Genomic DNA, 19,665 nt, shown 5'->3' on the forward strand with positions numbered 1-19,665 from the left:
GTACGCGGTCAACTGTGGGAGGGGGCTTGCCCCCGATAGCGCCATTGCGGTCACCACAAGCCTCAAAGAAAAAGCCCTGATCGCAAGATCAGGGCTTTTTCATTTACAGGCCGTTTTTAGCCTTGAACTCCCGACGCCTGCGGTGCAACACCGGCTCGGTATAACCATTGGGTTGCTGGGTCCCTTCAATCACCAACTCCACCGCCGCCTGGAACGCGATGTTGCTGTCGAAATCCGGTGCCAGCGGACGGTACAGCGCATCCCCGGCATTCTGACGGTCCACCACCGGCGCCATGCGCTTGAGGCTTTCCATCACCTGGTCCTGAGTGACAACGCCGTGGCGCAGCCAGTTGGCGATGTGCTGGCTGGAGATGCGCAGGGTGGCGCGGTCTTCCATCAGGCCGATGTCGTTGATGTCCGGCACTTTCGAGCAGCCGACGCCCTGGTCGATCCAGCGCACCACATAGCCGAGGATGCCCTGGGCGTTGTTGTCCAGCTCGTTGCGGATTTCTTCGTCCGACCAGTTGGGGTTGCTGGCCAATGGGATGGTCAGGATATCGTCCAGCGACGCACGCTCGCGCTTGGCCAGTTCGGCCTGGCGCGCGAACACGTCGACCTTGTGGTAGTGCAACGCGTGCAGCGCCGCCGCTGTCGGCGATGGCACCCAGGCGGTGTTGGCGCCGGCCAGTGGGTGGGCGATTTTCTGTTCGAGCATCGCCGCCATCAGGTCGGGCATGGCCCACATGCCTTTACCGATCTGCGCACGGCCTTGCAGGCCGGTGGCCAGGCCGATATCGACGTTCCAGTTTTCGTAGGCGCTGATCCATTTTTCCGTCTTCATCGCGGCCTTGCGCACCATCGCGCCGGCTTCCATGGAGGTGTGGATTTCATCGCCGGTGCGGTCGAGGAAGCCGGTGTTGATAAACACCACGCGCTCGCTGGCGGCCTTGATGCAGGCCTTGAGGTTGACCGTAGTGCGGCGTTCCTCGTCCATGATCCCGACTTTGAGCGTGTTGCGCGGCAGGTTCAGCACGTCTTCGATGCGGCCGAACAGTTCGTTGGTGAACGCGGCTTCTTCCGGGCCGTGCATCTTCGGTTTCACGATGTACACGGAACCGGTGCGGCTGTTCTTGCGGCTGCTGTTGCCGTTGAGGCTGTGGATCGCGGCCAGGCTGGTGAGCAGGCCGTCGAGAATGCCTTCGGGTACTTCGTTGCCGTTTTTGTCGAGGATCGCGTCGATGGTCATCAAGTGGCCAACGTTGCGCACGAACAGCAGCGAGCGACCGTGCAGCGTTACGTCCTGGCCATCCACGCCGGTGTAGACGCGGTCGGCGTTCATGGTGCGGGTGAAGGTCTTGCCGCCCTTGGCCATTTCTTCGGCCAGGTCGCCTTTCATCAGGCCGAGCCAGTTGCGGTAGATCACCACTTTGTCATCGGCATCGACGGCGGCGACGGAGTCTTCGCAGTCCATGATGGTGGTCAGCGCGGCTTCCATCAGCACGTCTTTGACGCCGGCCGCGTCGGTCTGGCCGACCGGGGTGCTGGCATCGATCTGGATTTCGAAATGCAGGCCGTTGTGTTTGAGCAGGACTGCAATCGGTTGGGCGCTGTCGCCCTGGAAGCCGATCAACTGGGCATCGTCGCGCAGGCCGCTGTTGCTGCCGCCTTTGAGGCTGACCACGAGTTTGCCGTCAACGATCTTGTAGCCGGTGGAATCGACGTGGCTGCCGGCGCTGAGCGGTGCGGCTTCGTCGAGGAAGGCGCGGGCGAAGGCGATGACCTTGTCGCCGCGCACCTTGTTGTAGCCCTGGCCCTTTTCGGCGCCGTCGGCTTCGCTGATGGCGTCGGTGCCATACAGCGCGTCATACAGCGAGCCCCAGCGCGCATTGGAGGCGTTGAGGGCGAAACGGGCGTTCATCACCGGCACGACCAGTTGGGGGCCGGCCATACGGGCGATTTCGTCATCGACGTTTTGGGTCGAGGCCTGGAAGTCTGCGGCTTCTGGCAGCAGGTATCCGATATCTTGCAGGAAGGCTTTGTAGGCCACCGGGTCATGCGCCTGGTCAGCGTGAGTCTGGTGCCAGGTGTCGATCCGCGCTTGGAAATCGTCGCGTTTGGCGAGTAGGGCTTTGTTCTTCGGTGCCAGGTCGTGGATGACCTTGTCGGCGCCGGCCCAGAACTGGTCGGCAGTGACGCCGGTACCGGGAATGGCTTCGTTGTTCACGAAGTCGAACAGGACTTTGGCGACCTGCAGGCCACCGACTTGAACGTGTTCAGTCATTGCTTGCCTCACTCTACGGAGCTTATGCGCTTTTCAGCTTTTCAATTTACCAATGAAGCCTCTGGCCATTTAAACCGCAGGCACGCTGCGCCGGTACATGCCTATGAAGGCGGCTGGGCAGGCTGTGTCGCGGAGCAAGGTTGCCGTGGCAGACATCGACCCAACGTTTATGTAGTGCGCGATTGCGCATACTACATGATGACTTGCGGTTGTGAAAATTAGACTAAATACGTCGTTTAGCGACCCACTTTGGTCGTATGGTCACAGTGGGGTATCGGATGTTCTCAAGAAAGCGATGGATTGTTCCAGATAAATATAAAAATGGTACACGATTTGTCTTCGAGGGCATCTGCGTCCACCTTGTAGATTGAATTCCAGAGGGCTTCGCCATGGACCATCTTGTACTCACTATCATTGCCGCCGACAAACCCGGCCTGGTTGAACGCATCGCGCAGAACATTGCGGCCCACGGCGGCAACTGGCTGGAGAGCCGCATGGCGCACATGGCCGGGCAGTTTGCCGGGATTCTGCGGGTCAGTGTTCCCGCCGAGAACCGTCAGGCCCTGGTGAATGCACTGGAGGACTTATCCACACACGGCATCCGTGTGCTGGTGGGCGAGAGTAGCGCCGCGCAGGCGGCAGCGTCCAAACCGATCACCATGACACTGGTGGGCAACGACCGGCCGGGGATCGTGCGTGAGATCACCGCGTTGTTGAGCAAGCAGGGGGTAAACCTCGAACGCCTGAGCACCGACGTGCGCCCGGCGCCGATGAGCGGCGACCCACTGTTCCACGCCGATGCGTCACTGGCCGTGCCGGCGGGCCTGGCGCTGGACACCCTGCAAGCGGCGCTGGAAACCCTGGCCGATGATTTGATGGTGGAGTTGGAACTGCGCAGCGAGGAATAACCACCCACAAGGTTATGCATGGAAATCTTGCATGGGTCTGTGGATAACCTGTAGAGACCCGGCGCCAGGCCACGCCGGCCGGGCGTATCCGTCACCTGAGCAAAAAACGAGCAGTTTCAAGGGCTTGTACACAAATGGCGGGGATCAGGCTGTGGATAACCTTGGGGTGGATGTCTGCAAGCCAGGCAGGCTGTGGCTTGCAGAGTTTTGTACGTTATTTGATCAGCGTTTACGCACCGTCAGCCATGCGTCCAGGCTGTAGACCACCAGGCCGGCCCAGATAAAGGCGAAGGCGATCAGTGTGCTTGGCGCCAGTTGTTCCCCAAACAGCAGCACCGCTTCGAGCAGCACCAGTGTCGGCGCCACGTACTGCAAAAAGCCCAGGGCGGTGTAGGGCAAGTGCCGTGCGGCGGCGTTGAAACACACCAGCGGGATCAGCGTCACCGGGCCGGCGGCCACCAGCCACCAGGCTTCGGACGTACTCCAGAATGCCAGTTGCGCGCTGTGTGCCGATGGGTTGAACAGCAACCAGGCGACGGCGATCGGCACCAGCATCCAGGTTTCCACCACCAGCCCCGGCAGCGCCTTGACCGGCGCCTGCTTACGGATCAGGCCGTAGAAGCCGAAGGTCAGCGCCAGCACCAGCGACACCCACGGCAAACTGCCCACCTGCCACACCTGCTGCGCCACACCCACCGCTGCCAGCCCGACGGCGACCCATTGCAGGCGGCGCAGGCGTTCGCCGAGGAGCAGCATGCCGAGCAACACGTTCACCAGTGGGTTGATGTAGTAACCCAGGCTGGCCTCGAGCATGCGTCCGCTGTTCACCGACCACACATAGGTCAGCCAGTTAGCCGCAATCAACGAGCCGCTGAGGGCCAGGATCGCCAGGCGCTGGGGGTTATCGCGCAGTTCGCGGAACCAGCCGGGGTGTTTCCAGACCATCAGCAGCAGCGTGCCGAACAGCGCTGACCACAGCACGCGATGCACGATGATTTCGGCGGCGGGGACACTGGCGATAGCTTTGAAGTAGAGCGGGAAGAGACCCCAGATGACATAGGCACTCAGGCCCAGGATGTACCCCTTGCGGGGGTTGGCGGCGTGCATTGCAGAATCCTTGCTTAGGCAGCTAACAAAGCGCGATTGTAAGGATATTTTTCCGCTCGTGGGGCCTGCAGTGTTTTATGTGGGCGGGGGCTTGCTCCCGATAGCGGTACATCAGTCGGCTCATCCGATACTGACACACCGTTATCGGGAGCAAGCCCCCTCCCACAGGAAGCACAGCCGTCAGAACAGTTTCAGCGGTTCTTCGTTGAGCGCCGACAACTGTTCGCGCAACGCCAGCACCTGATCACCCCAATACCGCTCGCTGCCGAACCACGGAAAGCTGTGCGGGAACGCCGGGTCATCCCAGCGCCGTGCCAGCCAGGCGCTGTAGTGCATCAGGCGCAAGGCGCGCAGCGGTTCGATCAGCGCCAGTTCACGCGGGTCGAAATCGTGGAATTCCTGGTAGCCGTCCATCAACTCCGACAACTGGCCCAGGCATTCCTGACGGTCGCCGGCAAGCATCATCCACAGGTCCTGTACGGCGGGGCCCATGCGGCAGTCATCGAGGTCGACGATGTGGAACATCTCATCGCGGCACATCATGTTGCCGGGGTGGCAATCGCCGTGCATGCGGATGTTCTTGTGCGGCGTGGCCTTGTACACCTCTTCCACGCGCTTGAGCAGGTCGCGGGCCACGGACTCGTAGGCCGGCAGCAGGCTTTTGGGAATGAAGTTGCCTTCGAGCAGGGTGGCCAGGGAATCGTGACCGAAGTTCTTCACACCCAGGGCTTCGCGGTGTTCGAACGGACGGGTCGCGCCGACCGCGTGCAAGCGCCCGAGTAACTGGCCAAGGCGATAGAGCTGGTCCAGATTGCCCGGCTCCGGCGCCCGGCCGCCACGGCGCGGAAACAGGGCGAAGCGGAACCCGGCGTGTTCGAACAGGCTGGCGCCGTTATGGATCATCGGCGCGACCACCGGCACATCGCACTCGGCCAGCTCGAAGGTAAAGCTGTGTTCTTCGAGGATCGCCTCGTTGGTCCAGCGCTGTGGCCGGTAGAACTTGGCGATCAGCGGTTCTGAGTCTTCGATGCCGACCTGATACACACGGTTTTCGTAGCTGTTGAGCGCCAACACGCGCGCATCGCTGAGGAAGCCGATACTTTCGACTGCATCGAGTACCAGGTCGGGGGTGAGTGTTTCAAACGGATGGGCCATGCAAACTCCTGCGCGCAGCAGGGCGCCGCGTCCGACCCGGTATGGTAACGCACCGGGCTTGAGATAGGGGGCGGCTGTGCCATTGCTATCGGGAGCAAGCCCCCTCCCACATTTTGATTTGTGAATACCTTCAACTGTGGGAGGGGGCTTGCCCCCGATGACGGTCTATCAGGCCCCGACAATCCCACCATCATCCCGCCGAATCGCCATCACCGACGACCGCGGCTTGCCATTGGGCAGATGCTCCGGCCAGGTCGAACCACCGGTTTCCCCTGGATGCTGAATCCCCACGAACAAGGTCTTCTGATCCGGCGAGAAGCTGATCCCGGTCACCTCGCACGCCACCGGCCCGACCATGAAGCGACGGATTTCTCCGGTGCTCGGGTCGGCGCAGAGCATCTGGTTATTGCCCATGCCGGCGAAGTCGCCGCTGTTGCTGTAGTCGCCGTCGGTCAGGATCCACAGGCGCCCGGCGTTGTCGAAACCCAGGCCGTCGGGGCTGTTGAACATGTTCTGCGGGTTGATGTTGGACGAGCCGCCCTTCGGCGTACCGGCATGCACGCCGGGATTGCCGGCGACCACAAACAGATCCCAGGTGAAATCGGCGGCGCCGTGGTCATCGGCATTGGCCTTCCAGCGCAGGATCTGGCCGTAGACGTTTTTCTCGCGCGGGTTGGGACCGCCTACCGGCTGGCCGTCTTCGCCACGCTTGGCGTTGTTGGTCAGGGTGCAATAGACCTGGCCGTCGGTGGGACTGACCACGATCCATTCCGGGCGGTCCATGCGCGTGGCTTTCACCACACTGGCGGCCTGGCGTGCGTGGATCAGCACTTCGGCCTGGCCGGCAAAACCTGTGCTGGCGTCGATGCCGTTTTTGCCATGGGTCAGCTCGACCCACTGGCCTTTGCCCTTGGGGTGGTCGGCGTTGCCGTCGCCCGCGTCGAAGATCGCAACAAACAGCGTGCCGTGGTCGAGCAGGTCTTTGTTGGCCTTGGGGTTCTGGTGATTGATCGGGTCGCGGCTGACGAACTTGTAGATGAACTCGCCGCGCTCGTCGTCGCCCATGTACACCACGGCGCGGCCGTCGCGGGTTTCCGCTAGGGCGGCGTTTTCATGCTTGAAGCGGCCGAGGGCGGTGCGTTTGGCGGGCGTGGACTGTGGGTCGAACGGGTCGATTTCCACCACCCAGCCATGGCGATTGAGCTCGTTGGGGTGCTTGGCCATATCGAAACGCGGGTCGTGTAGGTGCCAGTTGATGTCTTTGCTGGCCGCGACCACGCCGTAGCGCTTTTGCCCGGCGTCGAAGGCTTGCTGTGGGTTGCTGCTGCCGAAACAGTCGGTGAAGTTCTCTTCGCACGTCAGATAAGTGCCCCACGGCGTCTTGCCGTTGGCGCAGTTCTGGAAGGTGCCGAGGGCTTTCTTGCCGGATTTGTCGGCGCTGGTTTTCAGCCAATCATGGCCGGCCGCCGGGCCGCTGAGGCGGATCGGCGAGTTACCGTGGATGCGCCGGTTGTAGCGCGAGTCCTGGACGAACTGCCAGGTGTCGCCCTGGCGGCGCACTTCGATCACCGACACGCCTTCGCTGGCCTGGGCCTTGCGCACGTCTTCGGCCGATTGCGGCGCGCCGCCGTGGGCGAAGAGGTAGCGGTAGTTGGTGTATTCGTTGTTGATCGCCATCAGCGCGCGGTTGTCGTCACCGGGGAAGGCGAACAGGCTCATGCCGTCGTTGTTGTCGCCGAACTGCTGCTCCTGGGCCTTGGCCGTGCCGTTGCCGGAGGGGTCGAACGCCGGGGCGTTCTTGTGCAGCGGCTGGCCCCAACTGATCAGCACCGAGGCGCTGTAGCCGGGCGGCAGGGTAATGCTGTCGCTGGTGGCGGCGGCGATGCTGGCGAACCCCAGCAGCGGGCTGGCGTTGGCGGCATTCACGGCCAGGGCGCTGCGGGTCAGCAGGTTGCCGCCGAGGAACATTGCGGCACCGCACAGGGCACCAGCGCCGATAAAGCGGCGGCGGGTGAGGCCGACCATTTGTTCGAGGTCGGTGGCTTGGTTTTCTTCTAATAGGCTCATGTCAGGCTCCCTGCGGTTTTTGCAGACACCTTAAGGAGCGGGCGTGACGAAATTGTTGCAGTTTGAAGGCGCGCGCCGCCGGGCCAGCGCCTAGACGGGTGTGCCGAGCAACACATTGCTCGGCGCGAATTGCACCTGGATCGGTTGGCCTTCGGCGGCGCCCAGGGTCTTGAGCGCGTGGGGCTGGGCCAGGGCGCAAAGCACCTGGCCGTTGGGCAGGGCAATCCGCACCTCGCTGGGGCCGTCCTCGGCGTCGAGAATGGCGTCGACGCTGCCGATCAGGCAATTGTGTCCGGGTGTTTCGGGGTGCTCGCTGGCGCACACTTCCAGCCAGCCGGCCTTGATCAGGGCGACCACTTCAACGCCGGCTTCCAGCTCCAGCCGTTGCGTGCTGTCGTGGGTGATCTGCGCGTCCAGCGCCAGGCCGCCGGCCAGTTGCAGGCGGATCAGATCATTGCGGCCGTGGCGCTCGATGGCGACGACCTGGCCATGCAGTTGGTTGCGCGCACTGGTGCGCAGCATCAAGCGGCCCAGCAGGTTGAAGTCGCTGGCGGCTTCGTCCGAGCCGAGCACTTCGGCCTGTAACACTTGCAGGCGCTGATAGAGGCGCAGCACGCGCTCACCTTCGGCCGTCAGCTTGGCGCCGCCGCCGCCCTTGCCGCCAACGCTGCGTTCCACCAGCGGGTTTTGCGCGAGGTTGTTCAGTTCGTCGATGGCGTCCCAGGCAGCCTTGTAGCTCAAGCCGGCGCTCTTCGCCGCGCGGGTGATCGAACCCTGCTCGGCGATATGCGCCAGCAAGGCGATGCGCTGGGGGCGGCGGATGATGTGTTGGCTGAGGGAGGTCGGCAGAGACATGGGACTACGCTTCGATGGGATGGGCGGAACGTTGCGGGCAAGGCCGGGCGGAGTCAAGTCAGGCGCCCGGTTTGGGCGTGCGGGCCAGGCAGTACACGTCAACCTGTCGCGCCCCGGCGTCCATCAACAGGCGTGCCAGGCTGTGGGCGGTCGCGCCGGTGGTGAGCACGTCGTCGACCAGCGCAAAGTGGCGGTCGTGTACCGGTATGTCGCGCGCCAGGGCGAAGGCGCCGCGCAGGTTGCGTTGGCGGGTCTTGGCGTCGAGCGCCTGTTGCGCGACGGTTTCATGCGGGCGTAACAACAGGTGTTCATCGTAGGCAATGTGCAGCTCCGCGCTGAGCCAGCGCGCCAGCATCAGCGCCTGGTTATAGCCGCGCTCGCGCAGGCGTTTGCGCGCCATGGGCACGGGCAACAGGCAGTCGGGGCGCGGCAGTTCGGTGTTGTCGAAGCGGTGTTGCAGGTGGCGTCCCAGCAAACGGCCCAGCAGATGCCCGAGGGGCCAGCGTGCCTGATGCTTGAACCGGCTGATCAGCGTGTCGATGGGGAAGCTGTAGGTCCAGGCGGCGATGACCTGTTTAAAGGCCGGTGGGTGTTTCTGGCACTGGCCGCAGATCAGGCCGTCCATCGGCAAGGGCAGGGCGCAGACCTCGCACTGCTCCATCAGCCAGGGCAGCTCGGTTTCGCAGACGTTGCACACACAATCGGCTGACTCAGTCGCTTCGTCGCAGATTAAACAGTGCTGTGTGTTTTTTGACCATATGTAAACTTGGTGTTTGTGTCCAGGTTGACAGTGCATGAATCTTCCTTAAATATGCCGAGCATCCGTGTCGTGTCTGTGGGTATTGCCCTTCCCGCAGCGCTTGCCAAAGCATAATCAAGGAATCGCCCATGAGCGCCCGCACCACTGCCACCCTGCGTCACGATTGGTCCCTAGCTGAAGTCAAAGCACTGTTCGTGCAACCGTTCAATGACCTGTTGTTCCAGGCGCAGACCGTGCACCGCGCGCATTTCGATGCCAACCGTGTGCAGGTGTCGACCCTGCTGTCGATCAAAACCGGCGCCTGCCCGGAAGATTGCAAATATTGTCCGCAGTCGGGCCACTACAACACCGGCCTGGAAAAAGAAAAGCTGATGGAAGTGCAGAAGGTCCTCGAAGAGGCAGCCCGCGCCAAGGCCATCGGTTCGACCCGCTTCTGCATGGGCGCGGCGTGGAAACATCCGTCGGCCAAAGACATGCCCTATGTGCTGCAGATGGTCGAAGGCGTGAAGGCCATGGGCCTGGAAACCTGCATGACCCTCGGCCGTCTCGACCAGGACCAGACCGAAGCCCTGGCCCAGGCCGGCCTCGACTACTACAACCACAACCTCGATACGTCGCCGGAATTCTACGGTTCGATCATCACTACCCGCACCTATGCCGAGCGTCTGCAAACCCTGGCCTACGTGCGTGATTCGGGGATGAAGATCTGCTCCGGCGGCATTCTCGGCATGGGCGAGTCCCTCGACGACCGCGCCAACCTGCTGATCCAACTGGCCAACCTGCCGGAGCATCCGGAGTCGGTGCCGATCAACATGCTGGTGAAGGTGGCCGGGACGCCGCTGGAAAACGCCGAGGACATCGACCCGTTCGACTTCATCCGCATGCTGGCGGTGGCGCGCATCCTGATGCCGCAATCGCATGTGCGCCTGTCGGCCGGCCGTGAGGCGATGAACGAACAGATGCAGGCCCTGGCATTCTTCGCTGGCGCCAACTCGATCTTCTACGGCGACAAACTGCTGACCACCGCCAACCCGCAGGCCGACAAGGACATGCAACTGTTCTCGCGCCTGGGCATCCTGCCGGAAGCGCGTCAAGAGCACGCCGATGAAGTGCACCAGGCGGCGATCGAGCAAGCGTTGGTGGAGCAGAAAAGCAGCGAGCAGTTCTACAACGCCGCCGTCTGATCCAAATGCGATCCAAATGTGGGAGGGAGCTTGCTCCCGATAGCGGTGGGTCAGTTAATGCATTTCATACTGATACGCCGCCATCGGGAGCAAGCTCCCTCGCACATTTTCTGACCGAGTTGAACCTGCCAATCCGAGGCCTGCATGTCTTTCGATCTCGCCGCGCGTCTCGCTGCCCGTCGTGCCGAACACCTTTACCGCCACCGCCCACTGCTGGACAGCCCGCAAGGCCCGGAAGTGGTGGTGGACGGTCAACCGTTACTGGCGTTCTGCAATAACGATTACCTGGGCCTGGCCAATCACCCGCAGGTGATCGAGGCCTGGCGTGCCGGTGCGTCCCGTTGGGGCGTGGGCGGTGGCGCTTCGCACTTGGTGGTCGGGCATGCCACGCCGCACCATGAACTGGAAGAAGCCCTGGCCGACCTTACCGGGCGCCCGCGCGCGTTGCTGTTTACCACCGGCTACATGGCCAACCTCGGCGCGGTCACAGCGCTGGTGGGGCAGGGCGATACGGTGCTGGAAGACCGTCTCAACCATGCCTCATTGCTGGATGCTGGCCTGTTGTCCGGGGCGCGCTTCAATCGCTACCTGCACAACGACGCCGCCAGCCTGGCCAAGCGCCTGGAGAAAGCCACCGGCAATACCCTGGTGGTCACCGATGGCGTGTTCAGCATGGACGGCAACCTGGCCGACTTGCCGGCGCTGGCCCGTGAAACGCGGGCCAAAGGCGCCTGGTTGATGGTGGACGACGCCCATGGCTTCGGCCCGCTGGGCGCGAACGGCGGCGGCATCGTCGAGCATTTCGGCTTGAGCCAGGAAGACGTGCCGGTACTGGTCGGCACCCTGGGCAAAGCGTTCGGCACTGCCGGCGCCTTTGTCGCGGGCAGTGAAGAGTTGATCGAAAGCCTGATCCAATTCGCCCGGCCCTACATCTATACCACCAGCCAACCCCCGGCCCTGGCCTGCGCCACCCTGAAAAGCCTGGAGCTGCTGCGTACCGAGCATTGGCGACGCGAGCACCTCAACAGCCTGATCCGCCAGTTCCGCCAGGGCGCCGAGCAGATCGGCCTGACGCTGATGGACAGCTTTACGCCGATTCAGCCGATCCTCATCGGCGAGAGTGCCAAGGCCATGGCGTTGTCGCGGATGTTGCGCGAGCGCGGCCTGATGGTCACGGCGATCCGCCCGCCCACCGTGCCCGCCGGCAGCGCCCGTTTGCGCGTGACGCTGACGGCGGCCCACAGTGCGGCGCAGGTGCAACTATTGTTAAACGCATTGGAAGAGTGTTTCCGCTTGTCAGGTGCCACGGAGCCCGACCATGCGTGATCGACTGATATTGCTGCCCGGCTGGGGCCTCGGCGTTTCGCCGCTGGAACCCTTGGCCGCCGCACTGCACGGCCTGAACGAACACCTGCGCGTACAGATCGAGCCGTTGCCGGCGTTGGGCTCCAGCGACCTGGGCGAATGGCTCGACGAACTCGACGCGACCTTGCCGGACAACGCCTGGCTCGGTGGCTGGTCTTTGGGCGGCATGCTCGCTTCGGAGCTGGCTGCGCGACGCGGCGAGCGTTGTTGCGGGTTGCTGACCCTGGCGAGCAATCCGTGTTTCGTCGCCCATGATGGCTGGCCGAACGCGATGCCTGGCGAAACCTTCGATGCGTTCCTCGCCGGTTGCCATGCCGACTCCCAGGTCACCCTCAAGCGTTTCGGCCTGTTGTGTGCCAAAGGCGCCGCAGACCCGCGCGGGCTGGCGCGTTTGCTGGTCAGTGGGGCGCCGAATACGCCGTCGAACGTGTTGATGAACGGCCTTGAGCTGCTGGCTCAACTGGACACCCGCGAGGCCTTGATGGGCTATCGCGGCCCGCAATTGCATCTGTTCGCGGGCCTGGATGAGTTGGTGCCCGCCGAAGCCGCCAGCGATCTGCTGAGCCTGCTTCCCGATGTCGAAATCGGCCTGATTGAACAGGCCGGTCACGCTTTTCCCCTGGAGGACCCCCACGGTGTAGCGGGGGCCATCCAGGCTTTTTTGCACGAGTGCGTTGATGACTGATTTAGCCCATGCCTACCTGCCGGGTGCGTTGCCGGACAAGCGCCAGGTGGCGGCATCCTTTTCCCGTGCCGCCGCCAGTTACGACAGCGTGGCCGAGTTGCAGCGGGCGGTGGGGCATGAACTGCTGGCCCGTCTGCCGGCGGCCTGCTGCGCGCAACGCTGGTTGGACATGGGCTGCGGCACCGGCTATTTCAGCCGCGTGTTGGGCGATCGGCTGCCTGCCGGCCAAGGTGTGGCGCTGGATATTGCCCAAGGCATGCTCAACCATGCGCGGCCGTTGGGCGGCGCGCAGCATTTCATCGCCGGTGATGCCGAGCGCCTGCCGTTGCAGGCGGCCAGTTGCGGGCTGATCTTCTCCAGCCTGGCGGTGCAATGGTGCGCGGATTTCGCGGCAGTGCTCAGCGAGGCCTATCGCGTGCTGCAACCGGGCGGCATGCTGGCCTTCGCCAGCTTGTGCGTGGGTACATTGGACGAGTTGCGCGAAAGCTGGCGGGCGGCGGACGGGCTGGTCCACGTCAACCGCTTCCGCACCTTCGAGGCCTATCAACAGCTATGCGCGGCCAGCGGCTTCCAGGTACTGAGCCTGGAGCGGCGTGCCCATGTGTTGCATTACCCGGATGTGCGCAGCCTGACCCATGAGTTGAAAGCGCTCGGTGCGCACAATCTCAACCCGGGGCGGCCGGGCGGGTTGACCGGCCGCGCGCGGATGGTTGCACTGATCGACGCCTACGAGCAGTTCCGCCAGGCCCAGGGCCTGCCGGCCACCTACCAAGTGGTGTACGCCGTGCTGGAGAAACCGCTATGAGCGCCGCTTATTTCATCACCGGCACCGATACGGATGTCGGCAAGACCACCATCGCCGCCGGCCTGCTGCATGCCGCGCGCCTGGCCGGCAAAAGCACCGCCGCCGGCAAGCCAGTGGCTTCCGGTTGCCAGGTTACCGCCAAAGGCTTGCGCAACGCCGATGCGCTGGCGCTGCTGGCCGAGTGTTCGTTGCCGTTGAGCTACGCCGAGGTCAACCCGGTGGCGTTCGAACCGGCCATCGCGCCGCACCTGGCTGCGCGCGAGGCGGGCGTTGCGCTGACGGTGCAATCGCTGCTCAAACCCATGCAGCAGATACTCGACCGAAAAGCCGATTTCACCCTGATCGAAGGCGCGGGCGGCTGGCGTGTGCCGTTGGCCGATCAGGACAACCTGTCCGACCTGGCCATGGCGCTGCAATTGCCGGTGATCCTGGTGGTGGGTGTGCGCCTGGGTTGCATCAGCCATGCGCTGCTCACGGCCGAAGCCATCGCCCGCGACGGCCTGTCGCTGGCCGGTTGGGTGGCGAATATCATCGACCCGAAGACCTCTCGTCTGGAAGAAAACCTCGCCACCCTGGCCGAACGCTTGCCCGCGCCGTGCCTGGGCCGGGTGCCCAAACTCAAGCACGCCGGCAGCGACGCGGTGGCCGAGTACCTGCAACTGGACCTGCTTGACTGATTTTGGCTATCGGCAAGGCATTGTGCCATTAGTGTTTTTGACGGGCCTTTTGCCAGAATGTCTGCTTCAATTCAACTTCACGATTCTCTCAGCAGGTCCACGCCATGGAAATCTCTGGCAGCAGCGCGTTTTATTCAGGCTTGAGTACGATTCAAGCCGGGCAGAGCCGTGTCGACCAGGCAGCCGGCAGGATTGCCAGCGCCGCCACTACCCAGCCGTCGGCCGCCCAGAGCGACCTTCTGCAGGCCAATGACCGCGCCCAGCCGACCAACTCGGCGAGCAATATGGTCGAAATGGCCCAAGGCAAGTTTCAAGTGGAGCTGGGTGCGAAAGTCGCCAAGGCTTCCGATCAAATGCTCGGCACGTTGATCGACACCTTCGCCTGACCTCCCTATGGCAATGCGGTGTACCCGGTACACCGCTAGCGCCTACATCGTCTGTTTTTTCTGATAACCCTTGTGGCGCCTCGCCGCAGGCATTGTCGTGCGCGCTGTTGAGCCGCGTCATGACAAACGGCAGCGGGACGACGCTTGACATCCCCAGGTCGTAAACGTATGTTTCAAACACCTGTTTGACCGCAACAACAAATCCCACGCGGTTGTTCATCCCAGATACATCAGCAGAGGTTTATCGCTATGCCTGACTACAAGGCCCCCTTGCGTGATATTCGCTTCGTTCGTGACGAACTGCTCGGCTATGAAGCGCACTATCAGAGCCTGCCGGCTTGCCAGGACGCTACTCCGGACATGGTTGACGCCATTCTCGAAGAAGGCGCCAAGTTCTGTGAGCAAGTACTGGCACCGTTGAACCGTGTGGGTGACATCGAAGGGTGTACCTGGAGCGAGTCAGGCGTTAAGACCCCTACTGGTTTCAAAGAAGCCTACAAGCAGTTCGTCGAAGGTGGCTGGCCGAGCCTGGCCCACGACGTGGAGCACGGTGGCCAAGGCCTGCCGGAATCCCTGGGCCTGGCAGTCAGCGAAATGGTCGGCGAAGCCAACTGGTCGTGGGGTATGTACCCAGGCCTGTCCCATGGTGCGATGAACACCATCTCCGAGCACGGCACCCCCGAGCAGCAAGAGGCCTACCTGACCAAACTGGTGTCGGGCGAATGGACCGGCACCATGTGCCTGACCGAGCCACACTGCGGCACCGACCTGGGCATGCTGCGCACCAAGGCCGAACCTCAGGCCGACGGTACCTATAAAGTCTCCGGCACCAAGATCTTCATCTCGGCCGGCGAACACGACATGGCCGATAACATCGTCCACATCGTATTGGCCCGCCTGCCGGACGCACCGGCCGGCACCAAAGGTATCTCGCTGTTTATCGTGCCTAAATTCCTGCCGAACGCCGATGGCTCGATCGGTGCGCGCAACGCGGTGACCTGTGGTTCCCTGGAACACAAGATGGGCATCCACGGTAACGCCACCTGCGTGATGAACTTCGACGCGGCCACCGGTTTTCTGATCGGCCCGGCGAACAAAGGCCTGAACTGCATGTTCACCTTTATGAACACCGCTCGCCTGGGCACCGCGCTGCAAGGCCTGGCCCACGCTGAAATCGGCTTCCAGGGCGGCCTGAAATATGCGCGTGACCGCCTGCAAATGCGTTCCCTGACTGGCCCGAAAGCGCCGGACAAGGCCGCCGACCCGATCATCGTCCACCCCGACGTGCGCCGCATGCTGCTGACCATGAAAGCCTTCGCTGAAGGTAACCGTGCGATGGTGTACTTCACCGCCAAGCAAGTGGACATCGTCAAGTACGGCACCGACGACGAAGCCAAGAAACAGGCCGATGGCCTGCTGGCATTCATGACCCCGATCGCCAAGGCGTTCATGACCGAAGTCGGTTTTGAATCCGCCAACCACGGCGTGCAGATCTACGGCGGTCACGGCTTCATCGCCGAGTGGGGCATGGAGCAGAACGTGCGCGACAGCCGCATTTCGATGCTGTACGAAGGCACCACCGGCATCCAGGCGCTGGACCTGCTCGGCCGTAAAGTGCTGATGACCCAAGGCGAAGCGCTCAAGGGCTTCACCAAGATCGTGCACAAGTTCTGCCAGGCCAACGAAGGCAACGAAGCGGTCCAAGAGTTCGTGACGCCGCTGGCTGCGCTGAACAAAGAGTGGGGCGAGTTGACCATGAAGGTCGGCATGGCGGCGATGAAAGACCGTGAAGAAGTCGGTGCCGCTTCGGTGGACTACCTGATGTACTCCGGTTATGCCTGCCTGGCTTACTTCTGGGCCGACATGGCGCGCCTGGCGGCCGAGAAACTGGCAGCCGGCACCAGCGAAGCGGCGTTCTACACCGCCAAGCTGCAGACCGCGCGCTTCTACTTCCAGCGCATCCTGCCGCGTACCCGTACTCACGTGGTCACCATGCTGTCGGGCGCCAACAACCTGATGGACATGAAAGAAGAGGACTTCGGCCTGGCTTACTAAGCCTCACCGAGCCCACTTGAAAAACCGTCGCTCCTTCTCGGGGCGGCGGTTTTTTTTGCGCGATAAAAAACACAGCGCAGCGCTCAGGGATTGCGATGGTCTGCCGTTACAGTGATGGCAATGTGATACAAGCCTGGCAGGGTATGTTTAACTGTCTGAACTGTGGCACAGTGCCATCATTCCTGGCGGGTCGGAGTTTTACCCTTGTCACGCGCGTCCGCTTTACGTTTCAGTCATTTCCTACCTTCACTGCTGCTGTTACTGGCCGGGCTCTCGGCTGCGTATGTCAAAGATCTCAACGTCTTCTTTACCTCGCTGTTCAACGTGTTGCCGACCCTGGTGCTGTTGCTCGGCGGTTCGTATTGCGCGGTCTATCGTCGCCAGCGCGAACTGTTCCTGATGATCACGGTGTATATCGCCTACTTCCTGCTCGATACCCAGACCGACTTCTACCGCGACAACGGCCGCGTGCGCGAAGACGCCGCCGTGGTGTTCCACTTGTGTTGCCTGTTGCTGCCGCTGCTGTTCAGCATCTATGCGCTGTGGCAGGAAAAAACCCACTTGTTCCGTGATTTTGTCGCGCGCTGTGCGGTGCTGCTGGCGATCGGCAGCGTGGCGTTGGCCCTGGAGCAAAGTTATCCCCAGGCGCTGCTGAACTGGCTGGCGGAAATCCGCTGGCCGGCGCTGCATGGCACCTGGATGAGCCTGATCCAGCTGTCATACCCGATGTTCCTGATCGGTTTTCTGACCTTGGCGGCGCAGTACTGGTACCAACCGCGTCCGTTGCACGCGGCGCAGATGGTGGGGTTGATCGGGCTGTTCTGGATGTTGCCGCAGACGTTTATCCTGCCGTTCACCCTGAACATCATGTGCAGCCAGGTGATGCTGACGATTGCGGCCGCGGTGGCTCACGAGGCGTATCAAATGGCGTTTCGCGACGAGCTGACCGGCCTGCCTGGGCGGCGCGCGCTCAACGAGCGCATGCAGCGGCTGGGACGCAACTATGTGCTCGCGATGAGCGACGTCGACCACTTCAAACGCTTTAACGACACCCATGGTCACGACGTAGGGGACCAAGTGCTGCGCCTGGTGGCCAGCAAGCTGTCGAAGGTCAATGGCGGCGGACGCGCCTACCGTTATGGCGGTGAAGAGTTCGCCGTGGTGTTTGCCGGCAAGACCCTGGATGAGTGCATGCCGCACTTGGAAGAACTCCGCGAGATCATCGCCAACTACGACATCAAGCTGCGCAACCCGGACCGCCCGCAGGATGACCTGCAAGGCCGCCAGCGGCGCGCGGGCAGCGGTGCGTCGAGTGTGTCGGTGACCGTCAGCATCGGCGTGGCCGAGCGCCAGGCCGAGCACCGCACGTCCGAAGAGGTGCTCAAATCCGCCGACCAGGCGCTGTATGCCGCCAAGGGCGCCGGGCGTAACTGCGTGGTCGCGGCCGGGCAAACCCGCCGTGGCGCGGTGCGCACGCAGAGTGCTGCCGGTTGAGTGATAGCGCTGTATTCAGCGGCTCTACAGTAATTGTTCGCGGCGGCGGCCGGCAGTAGGTTGAAACCATCTGCTGCCGGAGACATTGCCATGCCTGAGTACAAAGCTCCCCTGCGCGACATGCGCTTTCTGATCGACAACGTGTTTGATTTCCACGCTCACTACGCCGCCCTCGGCGCGACAGACGCCAGCCCGGACATGGTCAGCGCGATCCTCGAAGAAGGTGCGAAATTTTGCGAGAACGTACTCGCGCCACTCAACCGCAGCGGCGATGAAGAAGGCTGCCATTTCGACAAAGGTGTGGTGACCACGCCCAAGGGCTTCAAGGAAGCGTTCGCCCAGTATGTGCAAGGTGGCTGGCACGGCGTGGCGGCCGACCCGGCCTACGGTGGCCAAGGCTTGCCGCAATCTCTCGGGCTGGTGCTCAGCGAGATGATCGGCTCCAGCAACACGTCCTGGGGCATGTACCCAGGGCTGACGCACGGCGCGATGTCGGCGATCCACGCCCACGGCACCGACGAACAGAAAGCCACCTACCTGAGCAAACTCACCGCCGGCGAATGGACCGGCACCATGTGCCTGACCGAAGCCCATTGCGGCACCGACCTGGGCCTGATCAAGACCCGCGCCGTGCCCCAGGCGGATGGCAGCTATGCGGTCAGCGGCAGCAAGATATTCATCTCCGCCGGTGAGCACGACCTGAGCGCCAACATCATCCACCTGGTGCTGGCCAAGCTGCCGGATGCCCCGGCCGGCACCAAAGGCATCTCGCTGTTTATCGTGCCCAAGTTCCATGCGGATTCGGGCGAGCGCAACGCGGTACATTGCGGCTCCATCGAGCACAAGATGGGGATCAAGGCCTCGGCCACCTGCGTGCTGAACTTCGACGCTGCCAAGGGCTTTTTGATCGGCGAGGCGAACAAAGGCCTCAACTGCATGTTCACCATGATGAACCACGCGCGCCTCGGCACCGGGATGCAAGGGCTGTGCAATGGCGAAGCGAGCTTTCAGGGCGCGGTCAAATACGCCAACGACCGCTTGCAAATGCGCGCGCTGACCGGCGCCAAGGCCCCGGAAAAAGCTGCCGACCCGATCATCGTCCACCCCGACGTGCGGCGCATGCTGCTGACCATGAAGGCGTTCAACGAAGGCAACCGGGCGCTGACCTATTTCACCGCGCAACTGCTCGACACCGCGCACTTGAGCCGCGACGCCGGCCAGCGCCAGGAAGCCGAAGACCTGCTGGCGTTCCTTACGCCGATCTGCAAAGCCTTTATGACCGACACCGGGCTGGAGGTGACCAACCACGGCATGCAGGTGTTCGGCGGCCATGGTTTTATTCGCGAGTGGGGCATGGAGCAGTTGGTGCGCGATTGCCGGATTGCGCCGATCTACGAAGGCACCAACGGCATTCAGGCGCTCGACTTGCTGGGGCGCAAGGTGCTGGGCAGCCAGGGCAAGCTGCTGCGCGGTTTTACGCGGATTGTGCATAAGTTCTGCGAGGCGAATGCCGAGCATGCGCAGCTCACGGCGTATGTGGCGCAACTCGATCAACTGAACCAGCAATGGGGTGAGCTGACAACCAAGGTCGGGCTGGCCGCGATGAAAAACCCTGACGAAGTGGGCGCTGCTGCGGTGGACTACTTGATGTACAGCGGCTACATCATCCTCGCCTATCTGTGGCTGCGCATGGCGATCGCGGCGCAGACGCATGATGATGCCGAGTTTGCCAAGGCCAAGCTGGCCACCTGCGACTTTTACTTCAAGCGCTTATTGCCACGCACCGCCACCCATCGGGCCGCCGTGGAGGCGGGCAGCGAGTGCCTGATGAGTCTGCCCGCGGAGGCATTTGGCTTGTGATGACCTAAAAATACCAATCGG

General features: G+C 62.7%; 16 protein-coding genes. 10 read left to right on the forward strand and 6 right to left on the reverse strand.

Annotated features, from left to right (window positions below):
* Window positions 1-103: 103 nt before the first annotated feature.
* Window positions 104-2,281: a malate synthase G gene (locus ACP7CJ_RS23875; RefSeq protein WP_426102296.1), complete on the reverse strand. Its 2,178-nt coding sequence runs from the start codon at window positions 2,279-2,281 to the stop codon at window positions 104-106.
* A 389-nt stretch (window positions 2,282-2,670) separates the two neighbouring features.
* Between ACP7CJ_RS23875 and ACP7CJ_RS23880 the strand changes: the two genes are divergently transcribed.
* Entirely contained in the window at window positions 2,671-3,189 is a 519-nt protein-coding gene (locus tag ACP7CJ_RS23880) for a glycine cleavage system protein R (protein WP_247403160.1), read from the forward strand.
* Between the two features lie 222 nt (window positions 3,190-3,411).
* Here the strand turns inward: ACP7CJ_RS23880 and rarD are convergent, their stop codons facing one another.
* The 5 genes from rarD to ACP7CJ_RS23905 form a co-directional block, all read right to left on the reverse strand.
* Window positions 3,412-4,296, reverse strand: a complete 885-nt coding sequence (gene rarD / locus ACP7CJ_RS23885; protein ID WP_276195184.1) for an EamA family transporter RarD — start codon at window positions 4,294-4,296, stop codon at window positions 3,412-3,414.
* Between the two features lie 180 nt (window positions 4,297-4,476).
* Window positions 4,477-5,451 (reverse strand): serine/threonine protein kinase, encoded by a 975-nt coding sequence (locus ACP7CJ_RS23890; protein WP_276195183.1) that lies wholly within the window; start codon window positions 5,449-5,451, stop codon window positions 4,477-4,479.
* A gap of 168 nt (window positions 5,452-5,619) precedes the next feature.
* Complete coding sequence (locus ACP7CJ_RS23895; protein WP_426102298.1) at window positions 5,620-7,518, reverse strand: PhoX family protein; 1,899 nt, start codon at window positions 7,516-7,518, stop codon at window positions 5,620-5,622.
* Between the two features lie 90 nt (window positions 7,519-7,608).
* Window positions 7,609-8,373 carry a TOBE domain-containing protein gene (locus ACP7CJ_RS23900; RefSeq protein ID WP_276195181.1) on the reverse strand — a complete coding sequence of 255 codons (765 nt, stop codon included), beginning with the start codon at window positions 8,371-8,373 and terminating at the stop codon, window positions 7,609-7,611.
* Window positions 8,374-8,431: 58 nt separating this feature from the next.
* Window positions 8,432-9,169 carry a ComF family protein gene (locus ACP7CJ_RS23905; RefSeq protein ID WP_426102300.1) on the reverse strand — a complete coding sequence of 246 codons (738 nt, stop codon included), beginning with the start codon at window positions 9,167-9,169 and terminating at the stop codon, window positions 8,432-8,434.
* Window positions 9,170-9,261: 92 nt separating this feature from the next.
* On the opposite strand from ACP7CJ_RS23905, the gene bioB reads away from it, so the two are divergent.
* From bioB to ACP7CJ_RS23950, 9 genes are all read left to right on the forward strand, one after another.
* Window positions 9,262-10,317 (forward strand): biotin synthase BioB, encoded by a 1,056-nt coding sequence (gene bioB / locus ACP7CJ_RS23910; RefSeq protein ID WP_426102302.1) that lies wholly within the window; start codon window positions 9,262-9,264, stop codon window positions 10,315-10,317.
* Window positions 10,318-10,461: 144 nt separating this feature from the next.
* A complete protein-coding gene (gene bioF / locus ACP7CJ_RS23915) occupies window positions 10,462-11,643 on the forward strand; it encodes an 8-amino-7-oxononanoate synthase (protein WP_426102304.1) in 1,182 nt (393 codons plus the stop codon).
* Entirely contained in the window at window positions 11,636-12,367 is a 732-nt protein-coding gene (locus ACP7CJ_RS23920; protein ID WP_426102306.1) for an alpha/beta fold hydrolase, read from the forward strand. Before bioF ends, ACP7CJ_RS23920 begins: the two co-directional genes overlap by 8 nt.
* Window positions 12,360-13,172, forward strand: coding sequence for a malonyl-ACP O-methyltransferase BioC (bioC, locus tag ACP7CJ_RS23925; RefSeq protein WP_426102308.1), 813 nt, complete (start codon window positions 12,360-12,362; stop codon window positions 13,170-13,172). The genes ACP7CJ_RS23920 and bioC overlap by 8 nt, the downstream gene beginning before the upstream one ends.
* Window positions 13,169-13,849, forward strand: a complete 681-nt coding sequence (gene bioD / locus ACP7CJ_RS23930; protein WP_426102310.1) for a dethiobiotin synthase — start codon at window positions 13,169-13,171, stop codon at window positions 13,847-13,849. Before bioC ends, bioD begins: the two co-directional genes overlap by 4 nt.
* A gap of 104 nt (window positions 13,850-13,953) precedes the next feature.
* Complete coding sequence (locus ACP7CJ_RS23935) at window positions 13,954-14,235, forward strand: pyrroloquinoline quinone biosynthesis protein PqqE (protein WP_426102312.1); 282 nt, start codon at window positions 13,954-13,956, stop codon at window positions 14,233-14,235.
* A gap of 249 nt (window positions 14,236-14,484) precedes the next feature.
* Window positions 14,485-16,290 (forward strand): phenylacyl-CoA dehydrogenase, encoded by a 1,806-nt coding sequence (locus ACP7CJ_RS23940; protein WP_276195173.1) that lies wholly within the window; start codon window positions 14,485-14,487, stop codon window positions 16,288-16,290.
* 204 nt (window positions 16,291-16,494) lie between these two features.
* Window positions 16,495-17,784, forward strand: a complete 1,290-nt coding sequence (locus ACP7CJ_RS23945) for a GGDEF domain-containing protein (protein WP_276195172.1) — start codon at window positions 16,495-16,497, stop codon at window positions 17,782-17,784.
* Window positions 17,785-17,874: 90 nt separating this feature from the next.
* Window positions 17,875-19,644 (forward strand): acyl-CoA dehydrogenase C-terminal domain-containing protein, encoded by a 1,770-nt coding sequence (locus ACP7CJ_RS23950; protein ID WP_426102314.1) that lies wholly within the window; start codon window positions 17,875-17,877, stop codon window positions 19,642-19,644.
* Window positions 19,645-19,665 lie beyond the last annotated feature (21 nt).

This window comes from Pseudomonas sp. PSPC3-2 (genome assembly GCF_049897085.1).
Classification (GTDB): domain Bacteria; phylum Pseudomonadota; class Gammaproteobacteria; order Pseudomonadales; family Pseudomonadaceae; genus Aquipseudomonas; species Aquipseudomonas paraveronii.

What these genes read in the sequence shown, in the direction of transcription:
- ACP7CJ_RS23875 (WP_426102296.1), bottom strand. Translation starts at nt 2,281, where the DNA reads ATGACTGAACACGTTCAAGTCGGTGGCCTGCAGGTCGCCAAAGTCCTG.
- ACP7CJ_RS23880 (WP_247403160.1), top strand. Translation starts at nt 2,671, where the DNA reads ATGGACCATCTTGTACTCACTATCATTGCCGCCGACAAACCCGGCCTG.
- rarD (WP_276195184.1), bottom strand. Translation starts at nt 4,296, where the DNA reads ATGCACGCCGCCAACCCCCGCAAGGGGTACATCCTGGGCCTGAGTGCC.
- ACP7CJ_RS23890 (WP_276195183.1), bottom strand. Translation starts at nt 5,451, where the DNA reads ATGGCCCATCCGTTTGAAACACTCACCCCCGACCTGGTACTCGATGCA.
- ACP7CJ_RS23895 (WP_426102298.1), bottom strand. Translation starts at nt 7,518, where the DNA reads ATGAGCCTATTAGAAGAAAACCAAGCCACCGACCTCGAACAAATGGTC.
- ACP7CJ_RS23900 (WP_276195181.1), bottom strand. Translation starts at nt 8,373, where the DNA reads ATGTCTCTGCCGACCTCCCTCAGCCAACACATCATCCGCCGCCCCCAG.
- ACP7CJ_RS23905 (WP_426102300.1), bottom strand. Translation starts at nt 9,169, where the DNA reads ATGCACTGTCAACCTGGACACAAACACCAAGTTTACATATGGTCAAAA.
- bioB (WP_426102302.1), top strand. Translation starts at nt 9,262, where the DNA reads ATGAGCGCCCGCACCACTGCCACCCTGCGTCACGATTGGTCCCTAGCT.
- bioF (WP_426102304.1), top strand. Translation starts at nt 10,462, where the DNA reads ATGTCTTTCGATCTCGCCGCGCGTCTCGCTGCCCGTCGTGCCGAACAC.
- ACP7CJ_RS23920 (WP_426102306.1), top strand. Translation starts at nt 11,636, where the DNA reads ATGCGTGATCGACTGATATTGCTGCCCGGCTGGGGCCTCGGCGTTTCG.
- bioC (WP_426102308.1), top strand. Translation starts at nt 12,360, where the DNA reads ATGACTGATTTAGCCCATGCCTACCTGCCGGGTGCGTTGCCGGACAAG.
- bioD (WP_426102310.1), top strand. Translation starts at nt 13,169, where the DNA reads ATGAGCGCCGCTTATTTCATCACCGGCACCGATACGGATGTCGGCAAG.
- ACP7CJ_RS23935 (WP_426102312.1), top strand. Translation starts at nt 13,954, where the DNA reads ATGGAAATCTCTGGCAGCAGCGCGTTTTATTCAGGCTTGAGTACGATT.
- ACP7CJ_RS23940 (WP_276195173.1), top strand. Translation starts at nt 14,485, where the DNA reads ATGCCTGACTACAAGGCCCCCTTGCGTGATATTCGCTTCGTTCGTGAC.
- ACP7CJ_RS23950 (WP_426102314.1), top strand. Translation starts at nt 17,875, where the DNA reads ATGCCTGAGTACAAAGCTCCCCTGCGCGACATGCGCTTTCTGATCGAC.